This window comes from Photorhabdus luminescens subsp. luminescens (assembly GCF_001083805.1).
Lineage (GTDB): Bacteria > Pseudomonadota > Gammaproteobacteria > Enterobacterales > Enterobacteriaceae > Photorhabdus > Photorhabdus luminescens.
This window is the reverse complement of the sequence record NZ_JXSK01000009.1, coordinates 13,625-32,839: the sequence shown is the minus strand read 5'-3', so window position 1 is coordinate 32,839 and position 19,215 is coordinate 13,625. Positions and strand designations below refer to the sequence as shown.

33 protein-coding genes and 4 tRNA genes are annotated in these 19,215 nt (G+C 45.1%); 36 read left to right on the top strand and 1 reads right to left on the bottom strand.

Annotated elements, in window-relative coordinates:
• Positions 1-33: 33 nt before the first annotated feature.
• On the bottom strand, positions 34-984 hold the full coding sequence (gene coaA, locus TI10_RS18625; RefSeq protein WP_049585037.1) for a type I pantothenate kinase: 951 nt from the start codon (positions 982-984) through the stop codon (positions 34-36).
• A 431-nt stretch (positions 985-1,415) separates the two neighbouring features.
• On the opposite strand from coaA, the gene TI10_RS18620 reads away from it, so the two are divergent.
• The 36 genes from TI10_RS18620 (at position 1,416) to zntR (ending at position 19,204) form a co-directional block, all read left to right on the top strand.
• Positions 1,416-1,491 (top strand) — tRNA-Thr (locus TI10_RS18620).
• Positions 1,492-1,507: 16 nt separating this feature from the next.
• Positions 1,508-1,592, top strand: a tRNA-Tyr gene (locus TI10_RS18615).
• A gap of 100 nt (positions 1,593-1,692) precedes the next feature.
• A tRNA-Gly gene (locus TI10_RS18610) sits at positions 1,693-1,767 on the top strand.
• Positions 1,768-1,773: 6 nt separating this feature from the next.
• Positions 1,774-1,849: transfer RNA gene (locus TI10_RS18605), tRNA-Thr, on the top strand.
• A 112-nt stretch (positions 1,850-1,961) separates the two neighbouring features.
• Positions 1,962-3,146 carry an elongation factor Tu gene (tuf, locus tag TI10_RS18600; RefSeq protein WP_049584863.1) on the top strand — a complete coding sequence of 395 codons (1,185 nt, stop codon included), beginning with the start codon at positions 1,962-1,964 and terminating at the stop codon, positions 3,144-3,146.
• A 771-nt stretch (positions 3,147-3,917) separates the two neighbouring features.
• Positions 3,918-4,112 (top strand): bacterioferritin-associated ferredoxin, encoded by a 195-nt coding sequence (gene bfd, locus TI10_RS24190; protein ID WP_046393852.1) that lies wholly within the window; start codon positions 3,918-3,920, stop codon positions 4,110-4,112.
• Positions 4,113-4,188: 76 nt separating this feature from the next.
• Complete coding sequence (gene bfr, locus TI10_RS18595) at positions 4,189-4,665, top strand: bacterioferritin (protein ID WP_049584862.1); 477 nt, start codon at positions 4,189-4,191, stop codon at positions 4,663-4,665.
• A gap of 294 nt (positions 4,666-4,959) precedes the next feature.
• Positions 4,960-5,271: a 30S ribosomal protein S10 gene (gene rpsJ, locus TI10_RS18590; protein ID WP_001181005.1), complete on the top strand. Its 312-nt coding sequence runs from the start codon at positions 4,960-4,962 to the stop codon at positions 5,269-5,271.
• A 32-nt stretch (positions 5,272-5,303) separates the two neighbouring features.
• Positions 5,304-5,933 (top strand): 50S ribosomal protein L3, encoded by a 630-nt coding sequence (gene rplC, locus TI10_RS18585; protein ID WP_049584861.1) that lies wholly within the window; start codon positions 5,304-5,306, stop codon positions 5,931-5,933.
• Positions 5,934-5,949: 16 nt separating this feature from the next.
• Entirely contained in the window at positions 5,950-6,555 is a 606-nt protein-coding gene (rplD, locus tag TI10_RS18580; RefSeq protein WP_049584860.1) for a 50S ribosomal protein L4, read from the top strand.
• On the top strand, positions 6,552-6,854 hold the full coding sequence (gene rplW, locus TI10_RS18575; protein WP_021322796.1) for a 50S ribosomal protein L23: 303 nt from the start codon (positions 6,552-6,554) through the stop codon (positions 6,852-6,854). The genes rplD and rplW overlap by 4 nt, the downstream gene beginning before the upstream one ends.
• Positions 6,855-6,873: 19 nt before the next feature.
• Positions 6,874-7,698, top strand: coding sequence for a 50S ribosomal protein L2 (gene rplB, locus TI10_RS18570; protein WP_036781895.1), 825 nt, complete (start codon positions 6,874-6,876; stop codon positions 7,696-7,698).
• Between the two features lie 14 nt (positions 7,699-7,712).
• Positions 7,713-7,991 carry a 30S ribosomal protein S19 gene (gene rpsS / locus TI10_RS18565; protein WP_011148791.1) on the top strand — a complete coding sequence of 93 codons (279 nt, stop codon included), beginning with the start codon at positions 7,713-7,715 and terminating at the stop codon, positions 7,989-7,991.
• A gap of 14 nt (positions 7,992-8,005) precedes the next feature.
• On the top strand, positions 8,006-8,338 hold the full coding sequence (rplV, locus tag TI10_RS18560) for a 50S ribosomal protein L22 (protein WP_011148790.1): 333 nt from the start codon (positions 8,006-8,008) through the stop codon (positions 8,336-8,338).
• A 17-nt stretch (positions 8,339-8,355) separates the two neighbouring features.
• Positions 8,356-9,057: a 30S ribosomal protein S3 gene (gene rpsC / locus TI10_RS18555; RefSeq protein WP_015836279.1), complete on the top strand. Its 702-nt coding sequence runs from the start codon at positions 8,356-8,358 to the stop codon at positions 9,055-9,057.
• Positions 9,058-9,069: 12 nt separating this feature from the next.
• A complete protein-coding gene (rplP, locus tag TI10_RS18550) occupies positions 9,070-9,480 on the top strand; it encodes a 50S ribosomal protein L16 (protein WP_011148788.1) in 411 nt (136 codons plus the stop codon).
• The gene (gene rpmC / locus TI10_RS18545; RefSeq protein ID WP_010847484.1) at positions 9,480-9,671 is read left to right on the top strand and encodes a 50S ribosomal protein L29; all 192 of its coding nucleotides are present in this window, start codon (positions 9,480-9,482) and stop codon (positions 9,669-9,671) included. The genes rplP and rpmC overlap by 1 nt, the downstream gene beginning before the upstream one ends.
• Complete coding sequence (rpsQ, locus tag TI10_RS18540) at positions 9,671-9,925, top strand: 30S ribosomal protein S17 (protein WP_011148786.1); 255 nt, start codon at positions 9,671-9,673, stop codon at positions 9,923-9,925. Before rpmC ends, rpsQ begins: the two co-directional genes overlap by 1 nt.
• A gap of 178 nt (positions 9,926-10,103) precedes the next feature.
• Complete coding sequence (gene rplN, locus TI10_RS18535) at positions 10,104-10,475, top strand: 50S ribosomal protein L14 (RefSeq protein WP_036781889.1); 372 nt, start codon at positions 10,104-10,106, stop codon at positions 10,473-10,475.
• Positions 10,476-10,485: 10 nt separating this feature from the next.
• Positions 10,486-10,800, top strand: a complete 315-nt coding sequence (rplX, locus tag TI10_RS18530; RefSeq protein WP_036781887.1) for a 50S ribosomal protein L24 — start codon at positions 10,486-10,488, stop codon at positions 10,798-10,800.
• A 14-nt stretch (positions 10,801-10,814) separates the two neighbouring features.
• Positions 10,815-11,354, top strand: a complete 540-nt coding sequence (gene rplE, locus TI10_RS18525; RefSeq protein ID WP_049584859.1) for a 50S ribosomal protein L5 — start codon at positions 10,815-10,817, stop codon at positions 11,352-11,354.
• Positions 11,355-11,366: 12 nt separating this feature from the next.
• Positions 11,367-11,672 (top strand): 30S ribosomal protein S14, encoded by a 306-nt coding sequence (gene rpsN / locus TI10_RS18520; protein WP_049584858.1) that lies wholly within the window; start codon positions 11,367-11,369, stop codon positions 11,670-11,672.
• Between the two features lie 33 nt (positions 11,673-11,705).
• Positions 11,706-12,098 carry a 30S ribosomal protein S8 gene (gene rpsH, locus TI10_RS18515; protein WP_011148781.1) on the top strand — a complete coding sequence of 131 codons (393 nt, stop codon included), beginning with the start codon at positions 11,706-11,708 and terminating at the stop codon, positions 12,096-12,098.
• Between the two features lie 14 nt (positions 12,099-12,112).
• Positions 12,113-12,646, top strand: a complete 534-nt coding sequence (rplF, locus tag TI10_RS18510) for a 50S ribosomal protein L6 (RefSeq protein WP_049584857.1) — start codon at positions 12,113-12,115, stop codon at positions 12,644-12,646.
• A gap of 9 nt (positions 12,647-12,655) precedes the next feature.
• On the top strand, positions 12,656-13,009 hold the full coding sequence (gene rplR, locus TI10_RS18505; RefSeq protein WP_049584856.1) for a 50S ribosomal protein L18: 354 nt from the start codon (positions 12,656-12,658) through the stop codon (positions 13,007-13,009).
• 14 nt (positions 13,010-13,023) lie between these two features.
• Positions 13,024-13,524: a 30S ribosomal protein S5 gene (gene rpsE / locus TI10_RS18500; RefSeq protein WP_011148778.1), complete on the top strand. Its 501-nt coding sequence runs from the start codon at positions 13,024-13,026 to the stop codon at positions 13,522-13,524.
• A 5-nt stretch (positions 13,525-13,529) separates the two neighbouring features.
• Positions 13,530-13,709 carry a 50S ribosomal protein L30 gene (rpmD, locus tag TI10_RS18495; RefSeq protein WP_036781914.1) on the top strand — a complete coding sequence of 60 codons (180 nt, stop codon included), beginning with the start codon at positions 13,530-13,532 and terminating at the stop codon, positions 13,707-13,709.
• Between the two features lie 3 nt (positions 13,710-13,712).
• Complete coding sequence (gene rplO / locus TI10_RS18490; protein WP_049584855.1) at positions 13,713-14,147, top strand: 50S ribosomal protein L15; 435 nt, start codon at positions 13,713-13,715, stop codon at positions 14,145-14,147.
• A gap of 7 nt (positions 14,148-14,154) precedes the next feature.
• Complete coding sequence (secY, locus tag TI10_RS18485; protein ID WP_011148775.1) at positions 14,155-15,486, top strand: preprotein translocase subunit SecY; 1,332 nt, start codon at positions 14,155-14,157, stop codon at positions 15,484-15,486.
• A 32-nt stretch (positions 15,487-15,518) separates the two neighbouring features.
• The gene (rpmJ, locus tag TI10_RS24185; RefSeq protein WP_002227352.1) at positions 15,519-15,635 is read left to right on the top strand and encodes a 50S ribosomal protein L36; all 117 of its coding nucleotides are present in this window, start codon (positions 15,519-15,521) and stop codon (positions 15,633-15,635) included.
• A 149-nt stretch (positions 15,636-15,784) separates the two neighbouring features.
• Positions 15,785-16,141, top strand: a complete 357-nt coding sequence (rpsM, locus tag TI10_RS18480; RefSeq protein ID WP_011148774.1) for a 30S ribosomal protein S13 — start codon at positions 15,785-15,787, stop codon at positions 16,139-16,141.
• 15 nt (positions 16,142-16,156) lie between these two features.
• On the top strand, positions 16,157-16,546 hold the full coding sequence (rpsK, locus tag TI10_RS18475; RefSeq protein ID WP_002919257.1) for a 30S ribosomal protein S11: 390 nt from the start codon (positions 16,157-16,159) through the stop codon (positions 16,544-16,546).
• 37 nt (positions 16,547-16,583) lie between these two features.
• Entirely contained in the window at positions 16,584-17,204 is a 621-nt protein-coding gene (rpsD, locus tag TI10_RS18470; RefSeq protein ID WP_011148773.1) for a 30S ribosomal protein S4, read from the top strand.
• 25 nt (positions 17,205-17,229) lie between these two features.
• The gene (locus tag TI10_RS18465) at positions 17,230-18,219 is read left to right on the top strand and encodes a DNA-directed RNA polymerase subunit alpha (protein WP_011148772.1); all 990 of its coding nucleotides are present in this window, start codon (positions 17,230-17,232) and stop codon (positions 18,217-18,219) included.
• A gap of 40 nt (positions 18,220-18,259) precedes the next feature.
• The gene (gene rplQ, locus TI10_RS18460) at positions 18,260-18,652 is read left to right on the top strand and encodes a 50S ribosomal protein L17 (RefSeq protein WP_049584854.1); all 393 of its coding nucleotides are present in this window, start codon (positions 18,260-18,262) and stop codon (positions 18,650-18,652) included.
• A 135-nt stretch (positions 18,653-18,787) separates the two neighbouring features.
• Positions 18,788-19,204 (top strand): Zn(2+)-responsive transcriptional regulator, encoded by a 417-nt coding sequence (zntR, locus tag TI10_RS18455; RefSeq protein WP_049584853.1) that lies wholly within the window; start codon positions 18,788-18,790, stop codon positions 19,202-19,204.
• The last annotated feature ends 11 nt before the right edge of the window (positions 19,205-19,215 follow it).

The window sequence follows — 19,215 nt, the reverse complement described above, 5'->3', positions numbered from 1 at the left end:
AAGAGAAATGTCTTCCGGGTTCGGAAACTATTTTTACTTACGTAGTCTTACGCTTTCAATAGTGTGATTAGTACCTTTTGTCATGATTAGGCTTGCGCGTTCTCGAGTTGGTAAAATATTTTGTCGCAAATTCAGTCCATTGATCTCTTGCCAGATATCAGATGCAGTATTTATGGCTTCTTCTTCTGATAGCTTGGAATAGCTGTGGAAATAAGAGTCTGGATCGGAAAAAGCACCTTGTCGGAATTTTAAGAAACGACTGATATACCAACTCTTGAGTAGTTTTTCTGGTGCATCGACGTAGATAGAAAAGTCGACAAAATCAGAGACAAATACATGGTGTGGATCATGGGGATAATCCATACCGCTTTGTAATACATTCAAACCTTCTAGAATCAAAATGTCTGGTTGTCTAATGAGTTTTTGTTCGTTTGGTACGATATCATAGGTAAGATGAGAGTAAACTGGTGCGGATACTTGTTTAGATCCCGATTTAATATCAGATACAAATTTCACTAAGCTATGCATATCATATGATTGCGGGAACCCTTTCTTTTTCATTAATCCACGTTCATTCAGCACGTTATTAGAATGTAGAAAACCATCTGTGGTAATTAATTCTACACTTCTGTGTTCAGGCCAACGACTTAGCAGGGCTTGCAATAGACGTGCAGTAGTACTTTTACCAACAGCAACACTACCAGCAATTCCTATGACGTAAGGAACTTTTTGTCCATCAGTACCTAGAAATTGTTCGAGCACTGCTTGACGACGTAAATTTGAACTAATATAAAAATTAAGTAAGCGAGATAAAGGAAGGTAAATCTCAACAACTTCTTCTAAAGAAATTTCTTCATTAATTCCTTTTAAATCAATTAATTCTTCTTTTGTTAGTGTCAATGGAACTGAATCGCGTAAGGTTGCCCATTGTTCACGATTGAATTGCAAATATGGAGTAGCCAAAAAAGGTTCTTTTTTATTCATAAACCAACATCTGCCTGTTTGTGCAGGTTGGACAAGTTGTAATAAACAACCTGTACCCGACAAAAAATAAATCGCATGATATCGACTGATGAGCGGCAGGCGTAGGCTTTTTTGTATTTTTAGCGGTTTTTTTTGTAAGAAATGTAGAATCGTAAAAAATTGAGTTGCTTTACTTAATGTTAGCTTTAGCTGTTTGTTTATCATGATGGAAATTTAAATGATGCAACATGAAGTTACCTACCAAGTTTTATCGGACACTGTGATTAATTCCTCGATAGTTACAGATGATTTTATGTTTATTATTTGATCTAAACATATTGAAAAAAACAGCTAATCGAATAAAAATGAGTGTTTTGTGACCGAATGATCAAGGATGGCAATTTTTTTGTTGCATAGTGCGCTCACACTGCCTAGAATGCGCAGCACTTGATGCCGGCATAGCTCAGTTGGTAGAGCAACTGACTTGTAATCAGTAGGTCCCGAGTTCGATTCTTGGTGCCGGCACCATTAAAAATTTGGAAAAGGTGGGGTTCCCGAGCGGCCAAAGGGAGCAGACTGTAAATCTGCCGTCACAGACTTCGAAGGTTCGAATCCTTCCCCCACCACCAAAGAATCAGACTTAGTCTTGGTATCCCTTTAGTATTTACTAAAGGAAAAGCATATCGAGACCAACGTACAGCTGATTAAAGTCAGGTAGCCGAGTTCAATGCGGGCATCGTATAATGGCTATTACCTCAGCCTTCCAAGCTGATGATGCGGGTTCGATTCCCGCTGCCCGCTCCAAGATGTGCTGATATAGCTCAGTTGGTAGAGCACACCCTTGGTAAGGGTGAGGTCGGCAGTTCGAATCTGCCTATCAGCACCACTTCCTTAATGTCCTTGTCTCCCGATTTTATTCCTGTAAGCGATATCCAACGAGCAATTGCTTGGTTGATGTGGTGGAACCACCGATTCCGTGTCTTAGAGGGACAATCTAAATGTCTAAAGAAAAGTTTGAACGTACAAAACCGCACGTTAACGTTGGTACTATCGGCCACGTTGACCACGGTAAAACTACCCTGACTGCTGCCATCACTACTGTACTGGCTAAAACCTACGGTGGTAACGCTCGCGCATTCGACCAAATCGATAACGCGCCAGAAGAAAAAGCGCGTGGTATCACCATCTCTACTTCTCACGTAGAATACGATACCCCAAGCCGCCACTATGCGCACGTTGACTGCCCAGGCCACGCTGACTATGTGAAAAACATGATCACCGGTGCGGCTCAGATGGACGGCGCAATCCTGGTAGTTGCTGCGACTGACGGCCCAATGCCACAGACTCGTGAGCACATCCTGTTAGGTCGTCAGGTAGGCGTTCCTTACATCATCGTGTTCCTGAACAAATGTGACATGGTAGACGACGAAGAGCTGCTGGAACTGGTTGAGATGGAAGTGCGTGAGCTGCTGTCTCAGTACGATTTCCCAGGCGACGATACCCCAGTTATCCGCGGTTCCGCGCTGAAAGCGCTGGAAGGCGATGCTGAGTGGGAAAGCAAAATCCTGGAACTGGCGGAAGCGCTGGATAGCTACATCCCAGAACCAGAGCGTGCAATCGACCAGCCATTCTTGCTGCCAATCGAAGACGTATTCTCTATTTCAGGTCGTGGTACTGTAGTTACCGGTCGTGTAGAGCGCGGTATTGTTAAAGTGGGTGAAGAAGTTGAAATCGTGGGTATCAAAGACACGACTAAAACCACTTGTACTGGCGTAGAAATGTTCCGCAAACTGCTGGACGAAGGCCGTGCGGGTGAGAACGTGGGTGTTCTGCTGCGTGGTACCAAACGTGACGAAATCGAACGTGGTCAGGTACTGGCAAAACCAGGTTCAATCAAGCCACACACCACTTTCGAATCAGAAGTTTATATTCTGAGCAAAGACGAAGGCGGCCGTCACACGCCATTCTTCAAAGGCTACCGTCCACAGTTCTACTTCCGTACAACTGACGTAACCGGCACAATCGAGCTGCCAGAAGGCGTGGAAATGGTGATGCCAGGTGATAACATTCAGATGAAAGTCACTCTGATTGCGCCAATCGCAATGGACCAGGGTCTGCGCTTCGCTATCCGTGAAGGCGGCCGTACTGTCGGTGCTGGTGTTGTTGCTAAAATTATTGCTTAATAGCTAATAATTAAGTACCTAACTTTAGGACAAGTTTGTATTTTGGCTTGTTTTAGAACAGACACCTGGTTGTGTTGCACTAGGTGTCTGTTAGTTAATATTTTAATTGATATCACCCTTCCTTAAATTCCCTGTATGAACTACCCCATTATGTTATCTCTTAGTGTCTTAATTCTTTGATTTTGGCTGCTTGTTTCTAGTGGTGTCATCGTTATCTAGCTGTTCTACCTACTCTTCTAGAGTATATATATTCATCATTCATCGATAGAATGCGTTAGCGGTAACCAACTCGTGATTTTCCCGAATAAGTATTTGTTTTCAAACTTAGATGAGTCATCTTTTCTTTTATATATAGGTAGTAATATCTAACTCATGCTTGTTCTGCCTCTGTTGGTATGCTCTAACAAAAAGAGAAGAGATCACCGAAAAGGTTACGATATAGCATGCTTGTTTTCGTATAACTAAATGTGTGAATTCTGTATCCCGTAATATCTTAAGTGGATTGTGCTGTCTAACTATCAGTTCTGGAGCAAATTGCTGATGTGAGGTAGGAGATAGTTTTAGGATGAAATAAGTTCAAGAAAGCTCCCAAGAGGGATAAAAATTCTTTTTGACCAATGTGTTACAGAAATGAGATAACTATCTCTATTTGATAAAGTTAAAAGGGTATTTGGAAAAACTTGAATCAGAAAATTAAAATGCGAATGATTATTGAAATGAGACTCATTATTATTTAATATGCGCTATAATGTGTACCAGAGAGTGTTATTTATGTATGTCTGCCTATGTAATGCGGTAAGTGACAAAACAATACGTAATGCGGTGCGTCAACATCATATTCACTCTATTAGAGAACTAAAACGTATTGTGCCTGTAGGCCGTGATTGTGGCAAATGCATACGTCAAGCTAGAGAGCTTATTAATGAGGAGATTGCACAGCTGCCTAAGATAGATAACGTTGCTTGATAAAAAAGGGATAAGTTTACTACTACTCTGCTGAATAGGTACTACACTTTAAGTACTGGAAGCGGAGGAGTAAACTATGAAAGGTGATAAAAAAATGATTGCTCATTTGAACAAACTTCTTGGAAATGAGCTTGTTGCAATTAATCAGTATTTTCTACACGCCCGGATGTTCAAAAACTGGGGCCTTACCCGCCTTAATGATAAGGAATATCATGAATCTATCGATGAAATGAAGCATGCCGATAGGTACATTGAACGTATTCTTTTTCTTGAAGGAATTCCTAATTTACAGGATTTGGGAAAGCTTAATATCGGAGAAGATATTGAAGAAATGCTCAAATCTGACTTGCAGCTCGAATTGCAAGGAGCTAGAGATTTGAAAGAAGCAATTGCTTATGCTGATTCGATTCATGACTATGTTAGTCGTGATTTGATGATCGATATCTTAGATGAGGAAGAAGAGCACATTGATTGGTTAGAAACTCAATTTGAACTAATTGAACGTATGGGGATTCAAAATTATACTCAAGCACAGATCCTTGAAGGAGAATAGTTACAAATGCCCTATCTGTTAAGTTAGGGCATCTTGTTTCATGCTCCTTTAACTCTACTCTGAACAGATCTTCATCTGTATCTTGCTTTGTTAATTGATTTGCGTATAATACGCCATCTTACCTACGTGTAAGTCTGGTTTGTTAACCAGTATAAATGTGCAGTATTGCTTTGCTGCCATTTAAAATACTCCCGATGTGGGGGTTATATATTGAACGATTACACTCTCCCGTCAATCGAAATGGGTACGAGGAGTAATTATTTACGTTTATAAAATAGTTGGAGCTCTGGTCTCATGCAGAACCAAAGAATCCGTATTCGCCTGAAAGCATTTGATCATCGTTTGATCGATCAATCAACTGCGGAAATTGTCGAGACCGCTAAGCGTACTGGTGCGCAGGTTCGTGGTCCGATCCCGCTACCGACTCGTAAAGAGCGTTTTACCGTTCTAATTTCTCCGCATGTTAATAAAGATGCGCGTGATCAGTACGAAATTCGCACTCATAAGCGTCTGGTTGACATCGTTGAGCCAACCGAGAAAACCGTTGATGCTCTGATGCGTCTGGATCTGGCTGCCGGTGTAGACGTGCAGATCAGCCTGGGTTAATCAGGTCATTGAACGATTGAGAGGTTGAAACAATGATTGGTTTAGTCGGTAAAAAAGTGGGTATGACTCGTATCTTCACTGAAGATGGCGTTTCTATCCCTGTAACTGTTATCGAAATTGAAGATAACCGAGTCACTCAGGTTAAAGATCTGGATAGTGATGGTTATCGTGCAATTCAGGTTACTACTGGTAGCAAAAAAGCTAACCGTATAAACAAACCTGAAGCAGGCCATTTCGCTAAAGCTGGCGTTGAAGCTGGCCGTATCCTACGTGAATTCCGTCTGTCTGAAGGCGAAGAATATGCTGTAGGTCAAAACATTAGCGTTGAGATTTTCGCTGACGTTAAGAAAGTCGACGTTACTGGTACATCTAAAGGTAAAGGTTTTGCTGGTACTGTTAAGCGCTGGAACTTCCGTACCCAAGATGCTAGCCACGGTAACTCTTTGTCTCATCGTGTTCCGGGTTCTATTGGTCAGAACCAAACTCCGGGCAAGGTATTTAAAGGCAAGAAAATGGCAGGCCAACTGGGTAATGAACGTGTAACTGTTCAAAGCCTAGATGTAGTACGTGTTGACGCTGAGCGCAACCTGCTGCTGGTCAAAGGTGCTGTTCCAGGTGCAACTGGCGGCAACCTGATCGTAAAACCGGCTGTCAAGGCGTAACGTCGAGGAGATAGGAATGGAATTGGTAATGAAAGACGCGCAAGGCGCGCTGACTGTTTCCGAAACTACCTTCGGGCGTGATTTCAATGAAGCGCTTGTGCATCAAGTAGTTGTTGCTTACGCAGCTGGTGCACGTCAAGGTACTCGTGCTCAGAAAACCCGTGCTGAAGTTTCTGGTTCAGGTAAGAAACCGTGGCGTCAGAAAGGCACTGGCCGTGCACGTTCTGGTTCTATTAAGAGCCCAATTTGGCGCTCTGGTGGTGTAACTTTTGCAGCTAAACCACAGGACCACAGTCAAAAAGTTAATAAGAAAATGTACCGTGGTGCTTTAAAAAGCATCCTATCTGAATTGGTGCGTCAAGATCGTTTGATCGTTGTCGAGAAGTTTTCTGTAGAAGCTCCTAAAACCAAGCTTCTGGTTCAGAAACTGAAAGAGATGGCTCTGGAAGATGTGCTGATTATCACTCATGCAGTTGATGAGAATTTATTCTTAGCAGCTCGCAACCTGTACAAGGTTGATGTTCGTGATGTAGCTGGTATTGATCCAGTTAGCTTAATCGCCTTTGATAAAGTGGTTATGACTGCTGATGCTGTGAAGCAAGTTGAGGAGATGCTGGCATGATCCGTGAAGAACGTCTGCTGAAAGTACTGCGCGCGCCGCACGTATCTGAAAAAGCTTCTACAGCGATGGAAAAGAGCAACACCATCGTTCTCAAAGTTGCAAAAGACGCGACTAAAGCAGAAATCAAAGCTGCTGTGCAGAAACTTTTTGAAGTCGAAGTTGAAGGTGTTAACACTTTGCTGGTTAAAGGCAAAACTAAACGCCACGGTCAGCGTATTGGTCGTCGTAGCGACTGGAAAAAAGCTTACGTCACACTGAAGGAAGGCCAGAACATGGACTTCATCGGTGGTGCAGAGTAAGCCGGAGGAGTAAAGAACAATGGCAATTGTTAAATGTAAACCTACGTCTCCGGGCCGTCGCCACGTTGTTAAAGTGGTTAACCCTGAGCTGCATAAGGGTAAACCTTATGCTCCATTGCTGGAAAAAAGCAGCAAAACCGGTGGTCGTAACAACAATGGCCGTATTACCACTCGTCACATTGGTGGTGGCCACAAGCAGCACTATCGTTTGATTGACTTTAAACGTAATAAAGATGGTATCCCTGCTGTAGTTGAGCGTTTGGAATATGATCCAAACCGTTCAGCGAATATCGCCCTGGTTCTGTATAAAGATGGTGAGCGTCGTTATATCCTTGCACCTAAGGGGCTGAAAGCTGGTGATCAGATCCAATCTGGTGCTGACGCAGCTATCAAAACTGGTAACGCATTGCCAATGCGCAATATCCCTGTTGGTTCTACCGTGCATAACGTAGAAATGAAGCCGGGTAAAGGTGGTCAATTGGCTCGTTCCGCTGGTGCATACGTTCAGATCGTTGCCCGTGATGGTTCTTATGTAACTTTGCGTCTGCGTTCTGGTGAAATGCGTAAAGTTCTGTCTGATTGCCGCGCCACCTTAGGTGAAGTTGGTAATGCAGAACATATGCTACGCGTTCTGGGTAAAGCTGGTGCAAGTCGCTGGCGTGGCATTCGTCCTACCGTTCGTGGTACGGCGATGAACCCGGTAGATCACCCTCATGGTGGTGGTGAAGGTCGTAACTTTGGTAAGCATCCTGTAACTCCTTGGGGTGTTCAAACTAAAGGTAAGAAAACCCGTAGTAATAAACGTACTGATCAGTTCATCGTACGTCGCCGTACTAAAAAATAATTAGAGGATAAACCATGCCACGTTCTCTCAAGAAAGGTCCATTTATTGACCTGCACTTGCTGAAGAAGGTAGAGAAAGCGGTGGAAAGCGGAGACAAAAAGCCTATCAAGACTTGGTCCCGTCGTTCAACGATCTTTCCTAACATGATCGGTTTGACCATCGCTGTCCATAATGGTCGTCAGCATGTACCAGTTTTTGTTTCCGACGAAATGGTTGGTCATAAACTAGGTGAATTCGCGCCGACCCGTACTTATCGCGGCCATGCGGCCGATAAAAAGGCTAAAAAGCGCTAAGGTAGGAGGAAGAGATGGAAACTATCGCTAAACATCGCCACGCTCGTTCTTCTGCTCAGAAGGTTCGCCTTGTAGCTGACCTGATTCGCGGTAAGAAAGTGTCGCAAGCTCTGGAAACTCTGACCTATACCAATAAGAAAGCTGCTGGTTTAGTGAAGAAAGTACTTGAGTCTGCTATTGCTAATGCAGAACACAACGATGGTGCTGACATTGATGATCTGAAGGTCACGAAGATTTTCGTAGACGAAGGCCCGACCATGAAGCGTATTATGCCTCGTGCAAAAGGTCGTGCAGATCGCATCCTGAAGCGCAGCAGCCACATTACTGTGGTTGTGTCCGATCGCTGAGACTCTGGAGACTAGCAATGGGTCAGAAAGTACATCCTAATGGTATTCGCCTGGGTATTGTCAAACCTTGGAACTCTACTTGGTATGCGAATACTAAAGAATTCGCTGACAACCTAGACAGCGATTTTAAAGTTCGCCAGTACTTGAATAAAGAACTGGCAAAAGCGTCTATTTCACGCATTGTTATTGAACGTCCTGCTAAAAGTATTCGTGTAACTATTCACACTGCTCGGCCAGGTATCGTAATCGGTAAGAAAGGTGAAGACGTAGAAAAATTGCGTAAAACTGTAGCGGAAATCGCTGGTGTTCCTGCGCAAATTAATATCTCTGAAGTGCGTAAGCCCGAACTGGACGCGAAACTGGTTGCTGACAGTATTACTTCACAGCTAGAACGTCGTGTTATGTTCCGTCGCGCTATGAAGCGTGCAGTTCAAAATGCGATGCGTTTGGGCGCTAAAGGCATTAAAGTGGAAGTCAGCGGCCGTTTGGGCGGTGCTGAAATCGCGCGTACTGAATGGTATCGTGAAGGTCGTGTACCGTTGCACACACTGCGTGCAGATATCGACTACAACACTTCAGAAGCGCACACCACTTATGGTGTACTCGGCGTTAAGGTATGGATCTTCAAAGGTGAGATCTTGGGTGGTATGGCTGCTGTTGAACAGGCGGAAAAACCGGCTGCGCAACCGAAAAAGCAGCAGCGTAAAGGCCGCAAGTAAGGAGAGTCGCTGATGTTACAACCAAAGCGTACGAAATTCCGTAAAATGCACAAAGGCCGTAACCGTGGCCTGGCAGCAGGTGCGGATGTTAGCTTCGGCACTTTCGGTCTGAAAGCTGTGGGCCGTGGCCGTCTGACGGCACGTCAGATTGAAGCGGCACGCCGTGCTATGACTCGTGCAATTAAACGTCAAGGTAAAATCTGGATACGTGTATTTCCAGATAAACCTATCACTGAAAAGCCACTCGAAGTGCGTATGGGTAAAGGTAAAGGTAACGTAGAATATTGGGTTGCCTTGATCCAGCCTGGTAAAGTCCTTTATGAAATGGACGGTGTGCCTGAAGAGCTGGCTCGTGAAGCATTCAAGCTGGCAGCAGCGAAACTGCCTATCAAGACCACCTTTGTAACTAAGACGGTGATGTAATGAAAGCACAAGAGCTGCGCGAAAAAAGCGTTGAAGAGCTGAACACTGAGCTGCTGAATTTGCTGCGTGAACAATTTAACCTGCGCATGCAGGCTGCAAGTGGCCAGCTACAACAGTCTCATCTGTTGAAACAAGTGCGTCGTAATATCGCACGCGTTAAGACTTTATTGACTGAGAAGGCGGGTGCGTAATGACCGATAAAATCCGTACTTTGCAAGGTCGTGTTGTAAGTGACAAAATGGAGAAATCTATTGTTGTTGCTATTGAGCGTAAGGTGAAACACCCTCTGTATGGTAAATTCATCAAACGTACGACTAAACTGCATGTACATGACGAGAACAATGAATGTGGCATCGGTGATGTGGTGGAAATCCGCGAAACCCGTCCACTGTCCAAAACTAAATCTTGGACTTTAGTTCGCGTTGTAGAGAAAGCGATTCTGTAAGCTGGCTCGAATAGAGTAAACGGCTCAGGCGATGAGCCGTTTATTTTTTCTATCTATATCTGAGATGTGGTGTTATAATGCCGCGCCCTCATGATATGGGGTATCTGAACGGCCTCTTCATATTAAATTATAGTAGTGAAGTGGCTCAGTAGTAGTTGACATTTAGCGGAGCACTAAAATGATCCAAGAACAGACTATGCTGAACGTGGCCGACAACTCCGGTGCACGTCGCGTAATGTGTATCAAGGTTCTGGGTGGCTCGCACCGTCGCTATGCACACGTCGGCGACATCATAAAAGTCACCATCAAGGAAGCAATTCCTCGTGGTAAAGTGAAAAAAGGTGATGTCCTGAAAGCGGTAGTGGTGCGCACCAAGAAGGGTGTTCGTCGCCCTGACGGTTCTGTCATTCGCTTCGATGGCAATGCTTGCGTGTTGTTAAACAACACAAGTGAGCAAGTTATCGGTACGCGTATTTTTGGGCCGGTAACTCGTGAACTTCGTAATGAAAAGTTCATGAAAATTATCTCCCTGGCACCAGAAGTACTCTAAGGAGCGGACAATGGCAGCGAAAATCCGTCGTGATGACGAAGTTATCGTGTTGACTGGAAAAGATAAAGGTAAGCGCGGTAAAGTAAAACAGGTTCTTTCTACTGGGAAAGTCATTGTTGAAGGTATCAACTTGGTTAAAAAGCATCAGAAGCCTGTTCCGGCTCTGAACCAGCCAGGTGGCATCGTTGAAAAAGAAGCTGCAATTCAGGTTTCAAACGTTGCGATCTTCAATGCGGCAACCGGTAAGGCTGACCGTGTAGGTTTTAGATTTGAAGACGGAAAAAAAGTTCGTTTCTTTAAATCTAACAGCGAAACTATCAAGTAATTTGGAGTAATACGATGGCGAAACTGCATGATTACTACAAAGACGAGGTAGTCCAAAAACTGATGACTCAGTTTGACTACAATTCTGTCATGCAAGTCCCTCGGGTCGAGAAGATCACCCTGAACATGGGTGTTGGTGAAGCGATCGCTGATAAGAAACTGCTGGATAATGCGGCAGCGGATCTGGCAGCAATCTCTGGTCAAAAACCATTGATCACCAAAGCACGCAAATCAGTTGCAGGCTTCAAAATCCGTCAGGGCTATCCAATCGGCTGTAAAGTGACCCTGCGTGGTGAACGTATGTGGGAGTTTCTTGAGCGCCTGATTTCTATTGCTGTACCTCGTATTCGTGACTTCCGCGGTTTGTCTGCTAAGTCATTTGATGGTCGTGGCAATTACAGCATGGGTGTACGTGAGCAAATCATCTTCCCTGAAATCGATTATGATAAAGTGGATCGTGTTCGTGGTCTGGATATTACTATCACCACAACTGCGAAATCTGATGATGAAGGCCGCGCACTGTTGGCTGCTTTTAACTTCCCGTTCCGCAAGTAAGGCAGGGTATTCATGGCTAAGCAATCATTGAAAGCACGTGATGTAAAACGTGCGAAATTAGCTGAAAAATTCTTCACTAAACGCGTGGAATTGAAGGCTGTCATTTCTGATGTGAATGCATCTGATGAAGAGCGTTGGAATGCTGTTCTTAAGCTGCAAACACTGCCACGTGATTCCAGCCCTTCTCGTCAGCGTAACCGCTGTCGCCAAACTGGTCGTCCGCATGCGTTTTTGCGGAAGTTTGGGTTGAGCCGTATTAAAGTCCGTGAAGCCGCCATGCGCGGTGAAATTCCGGGCCTTAAAAAGGCTAGCTGGTAATTGTCACCAATTGAATCACGGGAGTAAAGACAGATGAGCATGCAAGATCCCATCGCGGATATGCTGACCCGTATCCGTAACGGTCAGGCCGCGAATAAAGTTGCGGTCACCATGCCTTCCTCCAAGCTGAAAGTGGCAATTGCCAAGGTGCTGAAGGAAGAAGGTTATATTGAAGATTATAAAATTGAAGGCGACACCAAGCCAGAGCTGGAATTAGTACTGAAATACTTCCAGGGTAAGGCTGTTGTAGAAAGTATTCAGCGTGTAAGCCGTCCAAGTCTGCGCATCTATAAGAAAAAAGATGAGCTGCCACAAGTTATGGCTGGTTTGGGTATCGCTGTTGTTTCTACCTCTAAAGGTGTAATGACTGATCGTGCAGCTCGCCAAGCTGGTCTTGGTGGCGAGATTCTCTGCTACGTAGCTTAATTCGGGAGGAAAGAATGTCTCGTGTTGCAAAAGCACCCGTCGTTATTCCTGCCGGCGTAGAGGTAAAACTCGACGGTCAGGTTATTTCGATTAAGGGTAAAAACGGCGAGCTAAGTCGTACAATCCACAGCGCAGTTGAAGTTAAGCATGCAGATAATCAACTGACTTTCGCTCCACGCGATGGTTATGTTGATGGTTGGGCACAGGCGGGTACAACTCGTTCTTTGCTGAATGCTATGGTTATCGGTGTTACCGAAGGCTTCACTAAGAAGCTTCAATTGGTAGGTGTTGGTTATCGTGCAGCAGTCAAAGGCAATGCTATCAACATGTCTCTGGGCTTCTCACATCCAGTTGACCACGAACTGCCAGCAGGCATTACTGCAGAATGTCCGTCACAAACTGAAATCGTACTAAAGGGTGCTGATAAACAGGTAATCGGTCAGGTTGCGGCAGAATTGCGTGCCTATCGTCGTCCTGAGCCTTATAAAGGTAAGGGTGTTCGTTACGCCGACGAAGTCGTGCGTATCAAAGAGGCTAAGAAGAAGTAAGGTAACACTATGGATAAGAAAGCAGCTCGTATCCGTCGTGCGACCCGCGCACGCCGCAAGCTCCAGGAACTGGGTGCAACTCGCCTGGTGGTACATCGTACCCCTCGCCATATATATGCGCAGGTTATAGCACCAAACGGTTCTGAAACTTTGGTGGCAGCTTCTACTACAGAAAAAGCTATCAATGAGCAACTGAAATACACTGGAAATAAAGAAGCAGCAGCAGCGGTTGGCAAGGTAATTGCTGAACGTGCTCTGGAAAAAGGTATTAAAGATGTATCCTTTGACCGTTCTGGTTTCCAATATCATGGTCGAGTCCAGGCACTGGCAGATGCTGCCCGTGAAGCTGGCCTTCAGTTCTAAGGTAGAGGTGTAAGATGGCTCACATCGAAAAACAAGCTGGCGAACTGCAGGAAAAGCTGATTGCGGTAAATCGCGTATCTAAAACCGTAAAAGGTGGCCGGATTTTCAGCTTTACCGCACTGACTGTTGTAGGTGATGGTAATGGTCGCGTTGGTTTTGGCTACGGCAAAGCACGCGAAGTTCCGGCAGCAATCCAGAAAGCGATGGAAAAAGCCCGTCGCAATATGAAAACCGTCGCACTGAACAGCGGCACTTTGTATCACCCAGTAAAAGGTGCACACACTGGTTCCCGTGTGTTCATGCAGCCTGCTCACGAAGGTACTGGTATCATCGCAGGCGGTGCTATGCGTGCTGTTTTGGAAGTGGCTGGTGTTCGTAACGTACTGGCTAAAACCTATGGTTCCACTAACCCTATTAATGTGGTTCGTGCAACTCTGGATGCTTTAGACAGCATGAAGTCTCCAGAAATGGTCGCAGCTAAGCGTGGTAAATCCGTCGAAGAAATTCTGGGGTAATGACCATGGCTAAGACTATTAAAATAACACAGATTCGCAGTTCAATCGGCCGTCTGCCTAAGCATAAGGCAACTTTGGTTGGTTTAGGTCTGCGCCGTATCGGTCATACAGTAGAGCGTGAAGATACTCCTGCTATACGTGGTATGATCAACTTGGTTTCCTATATGGTTAAAGTTGAGGAGTAACAGATGCGCTTAAATACTCTGTCTCCGGCTGAAGGTTCCAAGCATGCGCCTAAACGTGTAGGTCGTGGTATTGGTTCTGGCCTGGGTAAAACCGGTGGCCGTGGTCACAAAGGCCAGAAGTCTCGTTCTGGTGGTGGCGTACGTCGCGGTTTTGAAGGTGGTCAGATGCCTTTATACCGTCGTTTGCCAAAATTTGGTTTTACTTCACGTAAGGCGATGGTTACAGCAGAAGTTCGTTTGTCTGATTTTGCTGCCGTTGAAGGCGATATTATCGATCTGAATGCATTGAAAGCCGCTAATGTTGTTGGCACTCAAATTGAATTCGCGAAAGTTATTCTTTCTGGTGAAATCAATCGTGCAGTAACTGTGCGTGGCCTTCGTGTTACTAAAGGCGCTCGTGCTGCAATCGAAGCTGCTGGCGGTAAAATTGAGGAATAAGTAACAGATGGCTAAACAACCAGGATTAGATTTTCAAAGTGCTAAAGGTGGACTGGGCGAGCTGAAACGTAGGCTGTTGTTTGTTATTGGCGCGTTAATTGTTTTCCGCATTGGTTCTTTTATTCCTATCCCTGGTATTGATGCCACTGTGCTTGCCAAATTGCTCGAACAGCAAAGGGGCACCATCATTGAAATGTTTAACATGTTCTCTGGTGGTGCTTTGAGTCGTGCTTCTATCTTTGCACTGGGGATAATGCCGTATATTTCTGCGTCTATTATTATTCAGTTGTTGACGGTGGTTCATCCAACGTTGGCAGAGATTAAGAAGGAAGGGGAAGCTGGTCGTCGTAAGATTAGCCAGTATACTCGCTATGGTACTTTAGTGCTGGCTATATTCCAGTCAATCGGTATTGCTACTGGTTTGCCGAATATGCCAGGAATGCAAGGGCTGGTGATCAATCCAGGGTTTGCTTTCTACTTCACGGCTGTTGTGAGCCTAGTTACTGGGACTATGTTCCTAATGTGGCTGGGTGAACAGATTACTGAACGTGGTATTGGAAACGGTATCTCTATCATAATCTTTGCTGGTATTGTTGCGGGTTTGCCGCCGGCCATCGGCCATACCATTGAGCAAGCTCGGCAAGGCGATCTGCACTTCCTCCTGTTGCTGTTGGTTGCAGTGTTAGTGTTTGCAGTAACTTTCTTCGTTGTTTTCATGGAGCGTGGTCAGCGACGTATCGTTGTTAACTATGCGAAACGTCAACAGGGTCGCCGAGTTTATGCTGCACAGAGCACACATTTACCGTTGAAAGTGAATATGGCTGGGGTTATCCCTGCAATTTTTGCTTCCAGCATTATTCTGTTCCCTGGTACCATAGCTTCTTGGTTCGGGGGAGGAACTGGCTGGAACTGGCTGACTACTATTTCAATGTACTTGCAGCCTGGGCAACCGCTTTATGTGTTACTCTACGCGTCTGCAATCATCTTCTTCTGTTTTTTCTATACTGCGTTGGTTTTCAACCCGAGAGAAACAGCAGATAACCTGAAGAAGTCCGGTGCATTTGTACCAGGAATTCGTCCGGGAGAGCAAACAGCCAAGTACATTGATAAAGTAATGACACGCCTAACTTTAGTTGGCGCGATGTATATTACTTTTATCTGCTTAATCCCGGAGTTCATGCGTGACGCGATGAAGGTGCCATTTTATTTTGGCGGTACTTCGCTACTTATCGTAGTTGTAGTCATCATGGACTTTATGGCTCAAGTGCAAACTCTGATGATGTCAAGTCAGTATGAGTCTGCATTGAAGAAGGCAAATCTTAAAGGTTATAACCGTTAATTGGTTTGCTTGAGAAGTTACGGAGAGTAAAAATGAAAGTTCGTGCTTCCGTCAAGAAATTATGCCGCAACTGCAAAATCGTTAAGCGTAACGGTGTCGTTCGTGTGATTTGTAGTGCAGAGCCTAAGCATAAACAACGCCAAGGCTGATAAAATAGCATATTTTTCTTGCAAAGTCGGTTTGAGCTGGCTAAATTAGCCAGCCAATCTTTTTTATATCACAGCAACATTGTTTGAGTATCCTGAAAACGGGCTTTTCAGAATGGTGTTGCGGTAAATAAATAACTTAGGAGTGCATAGTGGCCCGTATAGCAGGCATTAACATTCCTGATCAAAAACATACTGTAATCGCTTTAACATCGATTTACGGAATTGGTAAAACTCGCTCCCAAGCCATTTGTGCGGCGGCGGGTATTGCTGAACATGTTAAGATCAGCGAGCTGTCTGAAGAGCAAATTGATAAGCTGCGTGACGAAGTTGCTAAATACGTTGTAGAAGGCGATTTGCGTCGTGAAGTAACCCTGAGCATCAAACGTCTGATGGATCTTGGTACTTATCGTGGTTTACGTCACCGTCGTGGTCTACCTGTTCGCGGCCAGCGTACTAAGACCAATGCACGTACCCGTAAGGGTCCACGTAAGCCGATCAAGAAATAATCGGGGTATTGTATAATGGCAAAAGCACCTATTCGTGCACGTAAGCGTGTAAGAAAGCAAGTCTCTGACGGTGTGGCTCATATCCATGCTTCTTTCAACAACACCATCGTGACCATTACTGACCGTCAGGGTAACGCCCTGGGTTGGGCAACTGCCGGTGGTTCCGGTTTCCGTGGTTCTCGTAAATCTACTCCGTTTGCAGCTCAGGTTGCAGCAGAGCGCTGTGCCGAAGCAGTGAAAGAATACGGAATTAAGAACCTGGAAGTTATGGTTAAAGGACCTGGTCCTGGCCGCGAGTCAACTATTCGAGCGTTAAATGCGGCAGGTTTCCGCATTACTAACATTACTGATGTGACTCCGATCCCTCATAACGGTTGTCGTCCACCTAAAAAACGTCGCGTTTAATAGCGTTTACTTTTTTAGGTTCGATTGGAGAAAGAAAATGGCAAGATATTTGGGTCCTAAGCTCAAGCTGAGCCGTCGCGAGGGTACAGATCTATTCCTGAAGTCTGGCGTTCGCGCGATTGACACCAAGTGTAAATTAGAACAAGCACCTGGGCAGCATGGCGCACGTAAACCGCGTCTGTCTGACTACGGTGTGCAGTTACGTGAAAAACAAAAAGTTCGTCGTATTTACGGTGTTCTGGAGCGTCAATTCCGTAACTATTATAAAGAAGCAACTCGCCTGAAAGGCAACACAGGTGAAAACCTGCTGAGTTTGCTAGAAGGTCGTTTGGACAACGTTGTTTACCGTATGGGTTTCGGGGCGACTCGTGCTGAATCACGCCAAATGGTAAGCCATAAGGCTATCATGGTAAATGGTCGCGTTGTTAACATCGCTTCTTATCAGGTATCCCCGAATGACGTAGTCAGCGTTCGCGAGAAATCGAAAAAGCAGTCTCGTATTAAGGCGGCTTTAGAGCTGGCTGAGCAGCGTGAGAAACCAACTTGGTTGGAGGTTGATGCTGTGAAGATGGAAGGTGTGTTCAAACGTATTCCAGAACGTGCTGATCTATCTGCTGACATCAACGAACACCTGATCGTCGAGCTTTACTCTAAGTAAAGCTTAGCACCAAAGAGAGGACACAATGCAGGGTTCTGTGACAGAGTTTCTAAAACCGCGCCTGGTTGATATCGAGCAAGTCAGTTCGACGCACGCCAAGGTGACCCTTGAGCCATTAGAGCGTGGTTTTGGCCATACTCTAGGTAACGCACTGCGCCGTATTCTGCTTTCGTCTATGCCGGGTTGTGCGGTGACTGAGGTTGAGATTGATGGTGTACTGCATGAGTACAGCACCAAAGAAGGTGTACAGGAAGATATCCTGGAGATTCTCCTCAACCTGAAAGGGCTGGCGGTAAGAGTTCAGGGAAAAGATGAAGTTATTCTTACCTTGAATAAGTCTGGCATTGGCCCTGTGACTGCAGCCGACATTATCCACGACGGAGATGTCGAAATCGTCAAGCCGCAGCATGTAATCTGCCACCTGACTGACGAAACTGCTTCTATAAGCATGCGCATTAAAGTTCAGCGTGGTCGGGGTTATGTGCCGGCTTCTGCCCGGATTCATTCGGAAGAAGATGAGCGCCCTATTGGTCGTTTGTTAGTAGACGCTTGTTATAGCCCAGTAGAGCGTATTGCCTACAATGTTGAAGCAGCGCGTGTAGAACAACGTACCGATTTGGACAAGTTGGTTATCGAGATGGAAACTAACGGTACAATCGATCCTGAAGAGGCGATTCGCCGTGCAGCTACTATTTTGGCTGAACAGCTAGAAGCTTTTGTTGATTTACGTGATGTACGTCAGCCAGAAGTAAAAGAAGAGAAGCCAGAGTTTGATCCGATCCTGCTGCGCCCTGTTGACGATCTGGAATTGACTGTCCGCTCTGCTAACTGTCTTAAGGCAGAAGCTATCCACTACATCGGTGATTTGGTACAGCGTACCGAGGTTGAGTTACTTAAGACACCTAACCTGGGTAAAAAATCTCTTACAGAGATCAAAGACGTACTGGCTTCACGTGGCTTATCTCTGGGCATGCGCTTAGAAAACTGGCCACCAGCAAGTATTGCTGATGAATAACTAGATCACAGGTTAAGGTTTTACTGAGAAGGATAAGGTCATGCGCCATCGTAAGAGTGGTCGTCAATTGAACCGCAACAGCAGCCATCGCCAAGCTATGTTCCGCAACATGGCAGGTTCTTTGGTTCGTCATGAAATCATCAAGACGACTCTGCCTAAAGCGAAAGAACTGCGTCGCGTCGTTGAGCCGCTGATTACTCTTGCCAAGATCGACAGTGTAGCTAATCGTCGTCTGGCATTCGCCCGTACTCGTGATAACGAAATCGTGGCAAAACTGTTTAATGAGCTGGGCCCGCGTTTTGCGAGCCGCGCAGGTGGTTACACTCGTATTCTTAAGTGTGGCTTCCGTGCTGGTGACAATGCTCCGATGGCATACATCGAGCTTGTTGACCGTGCCGTTGAGCCTCAGACAGAAGTTGCGACTGCGGAGTAATCTGTAGGGGCATATAAAAGAACCGGGTTTATCCCGGTTTTTTTACGTTTGTATATAGTGAATCTCTAACTTATTTCTTTTCATCCTGCTATGCTGATCTCTCAAGCAATGTGATCTATTGTAGGAGACATAACAGTGTATCGTATTGGTCAATTGGCTAAATTAGCGAATGTAACTCCTGATACTGTGCGTTTCTATGAAAAACAAGGGATGATGGAACATCAGAACCGTACAGAAGGAGGGTATAGACTTTATACGGATCAAGATTTACAGCGTCTTCGGTTTATACGCTATGCTAAGCAATTGGGATTTACATTGGAGGCTATTACAGAATTATTGTCTATCCGTGTAGATCCCGCCCATCATACTTGTGAAGAGTCGAAGCAAATTGTAGATTCTAGGTTAATGGAAGTGGAGGAAAAACTTCTTGAAATGCGAAAAATGCGGGATTCACTTAAGATGTTAAGTGATGCTTGCTGTGGTAGCTCTCATATAAGTACTTATTGTTCTATTCTTGAAATTTTAGAACAAGGTGCTTTAAATAAGAAATAAGAAATAAGAAA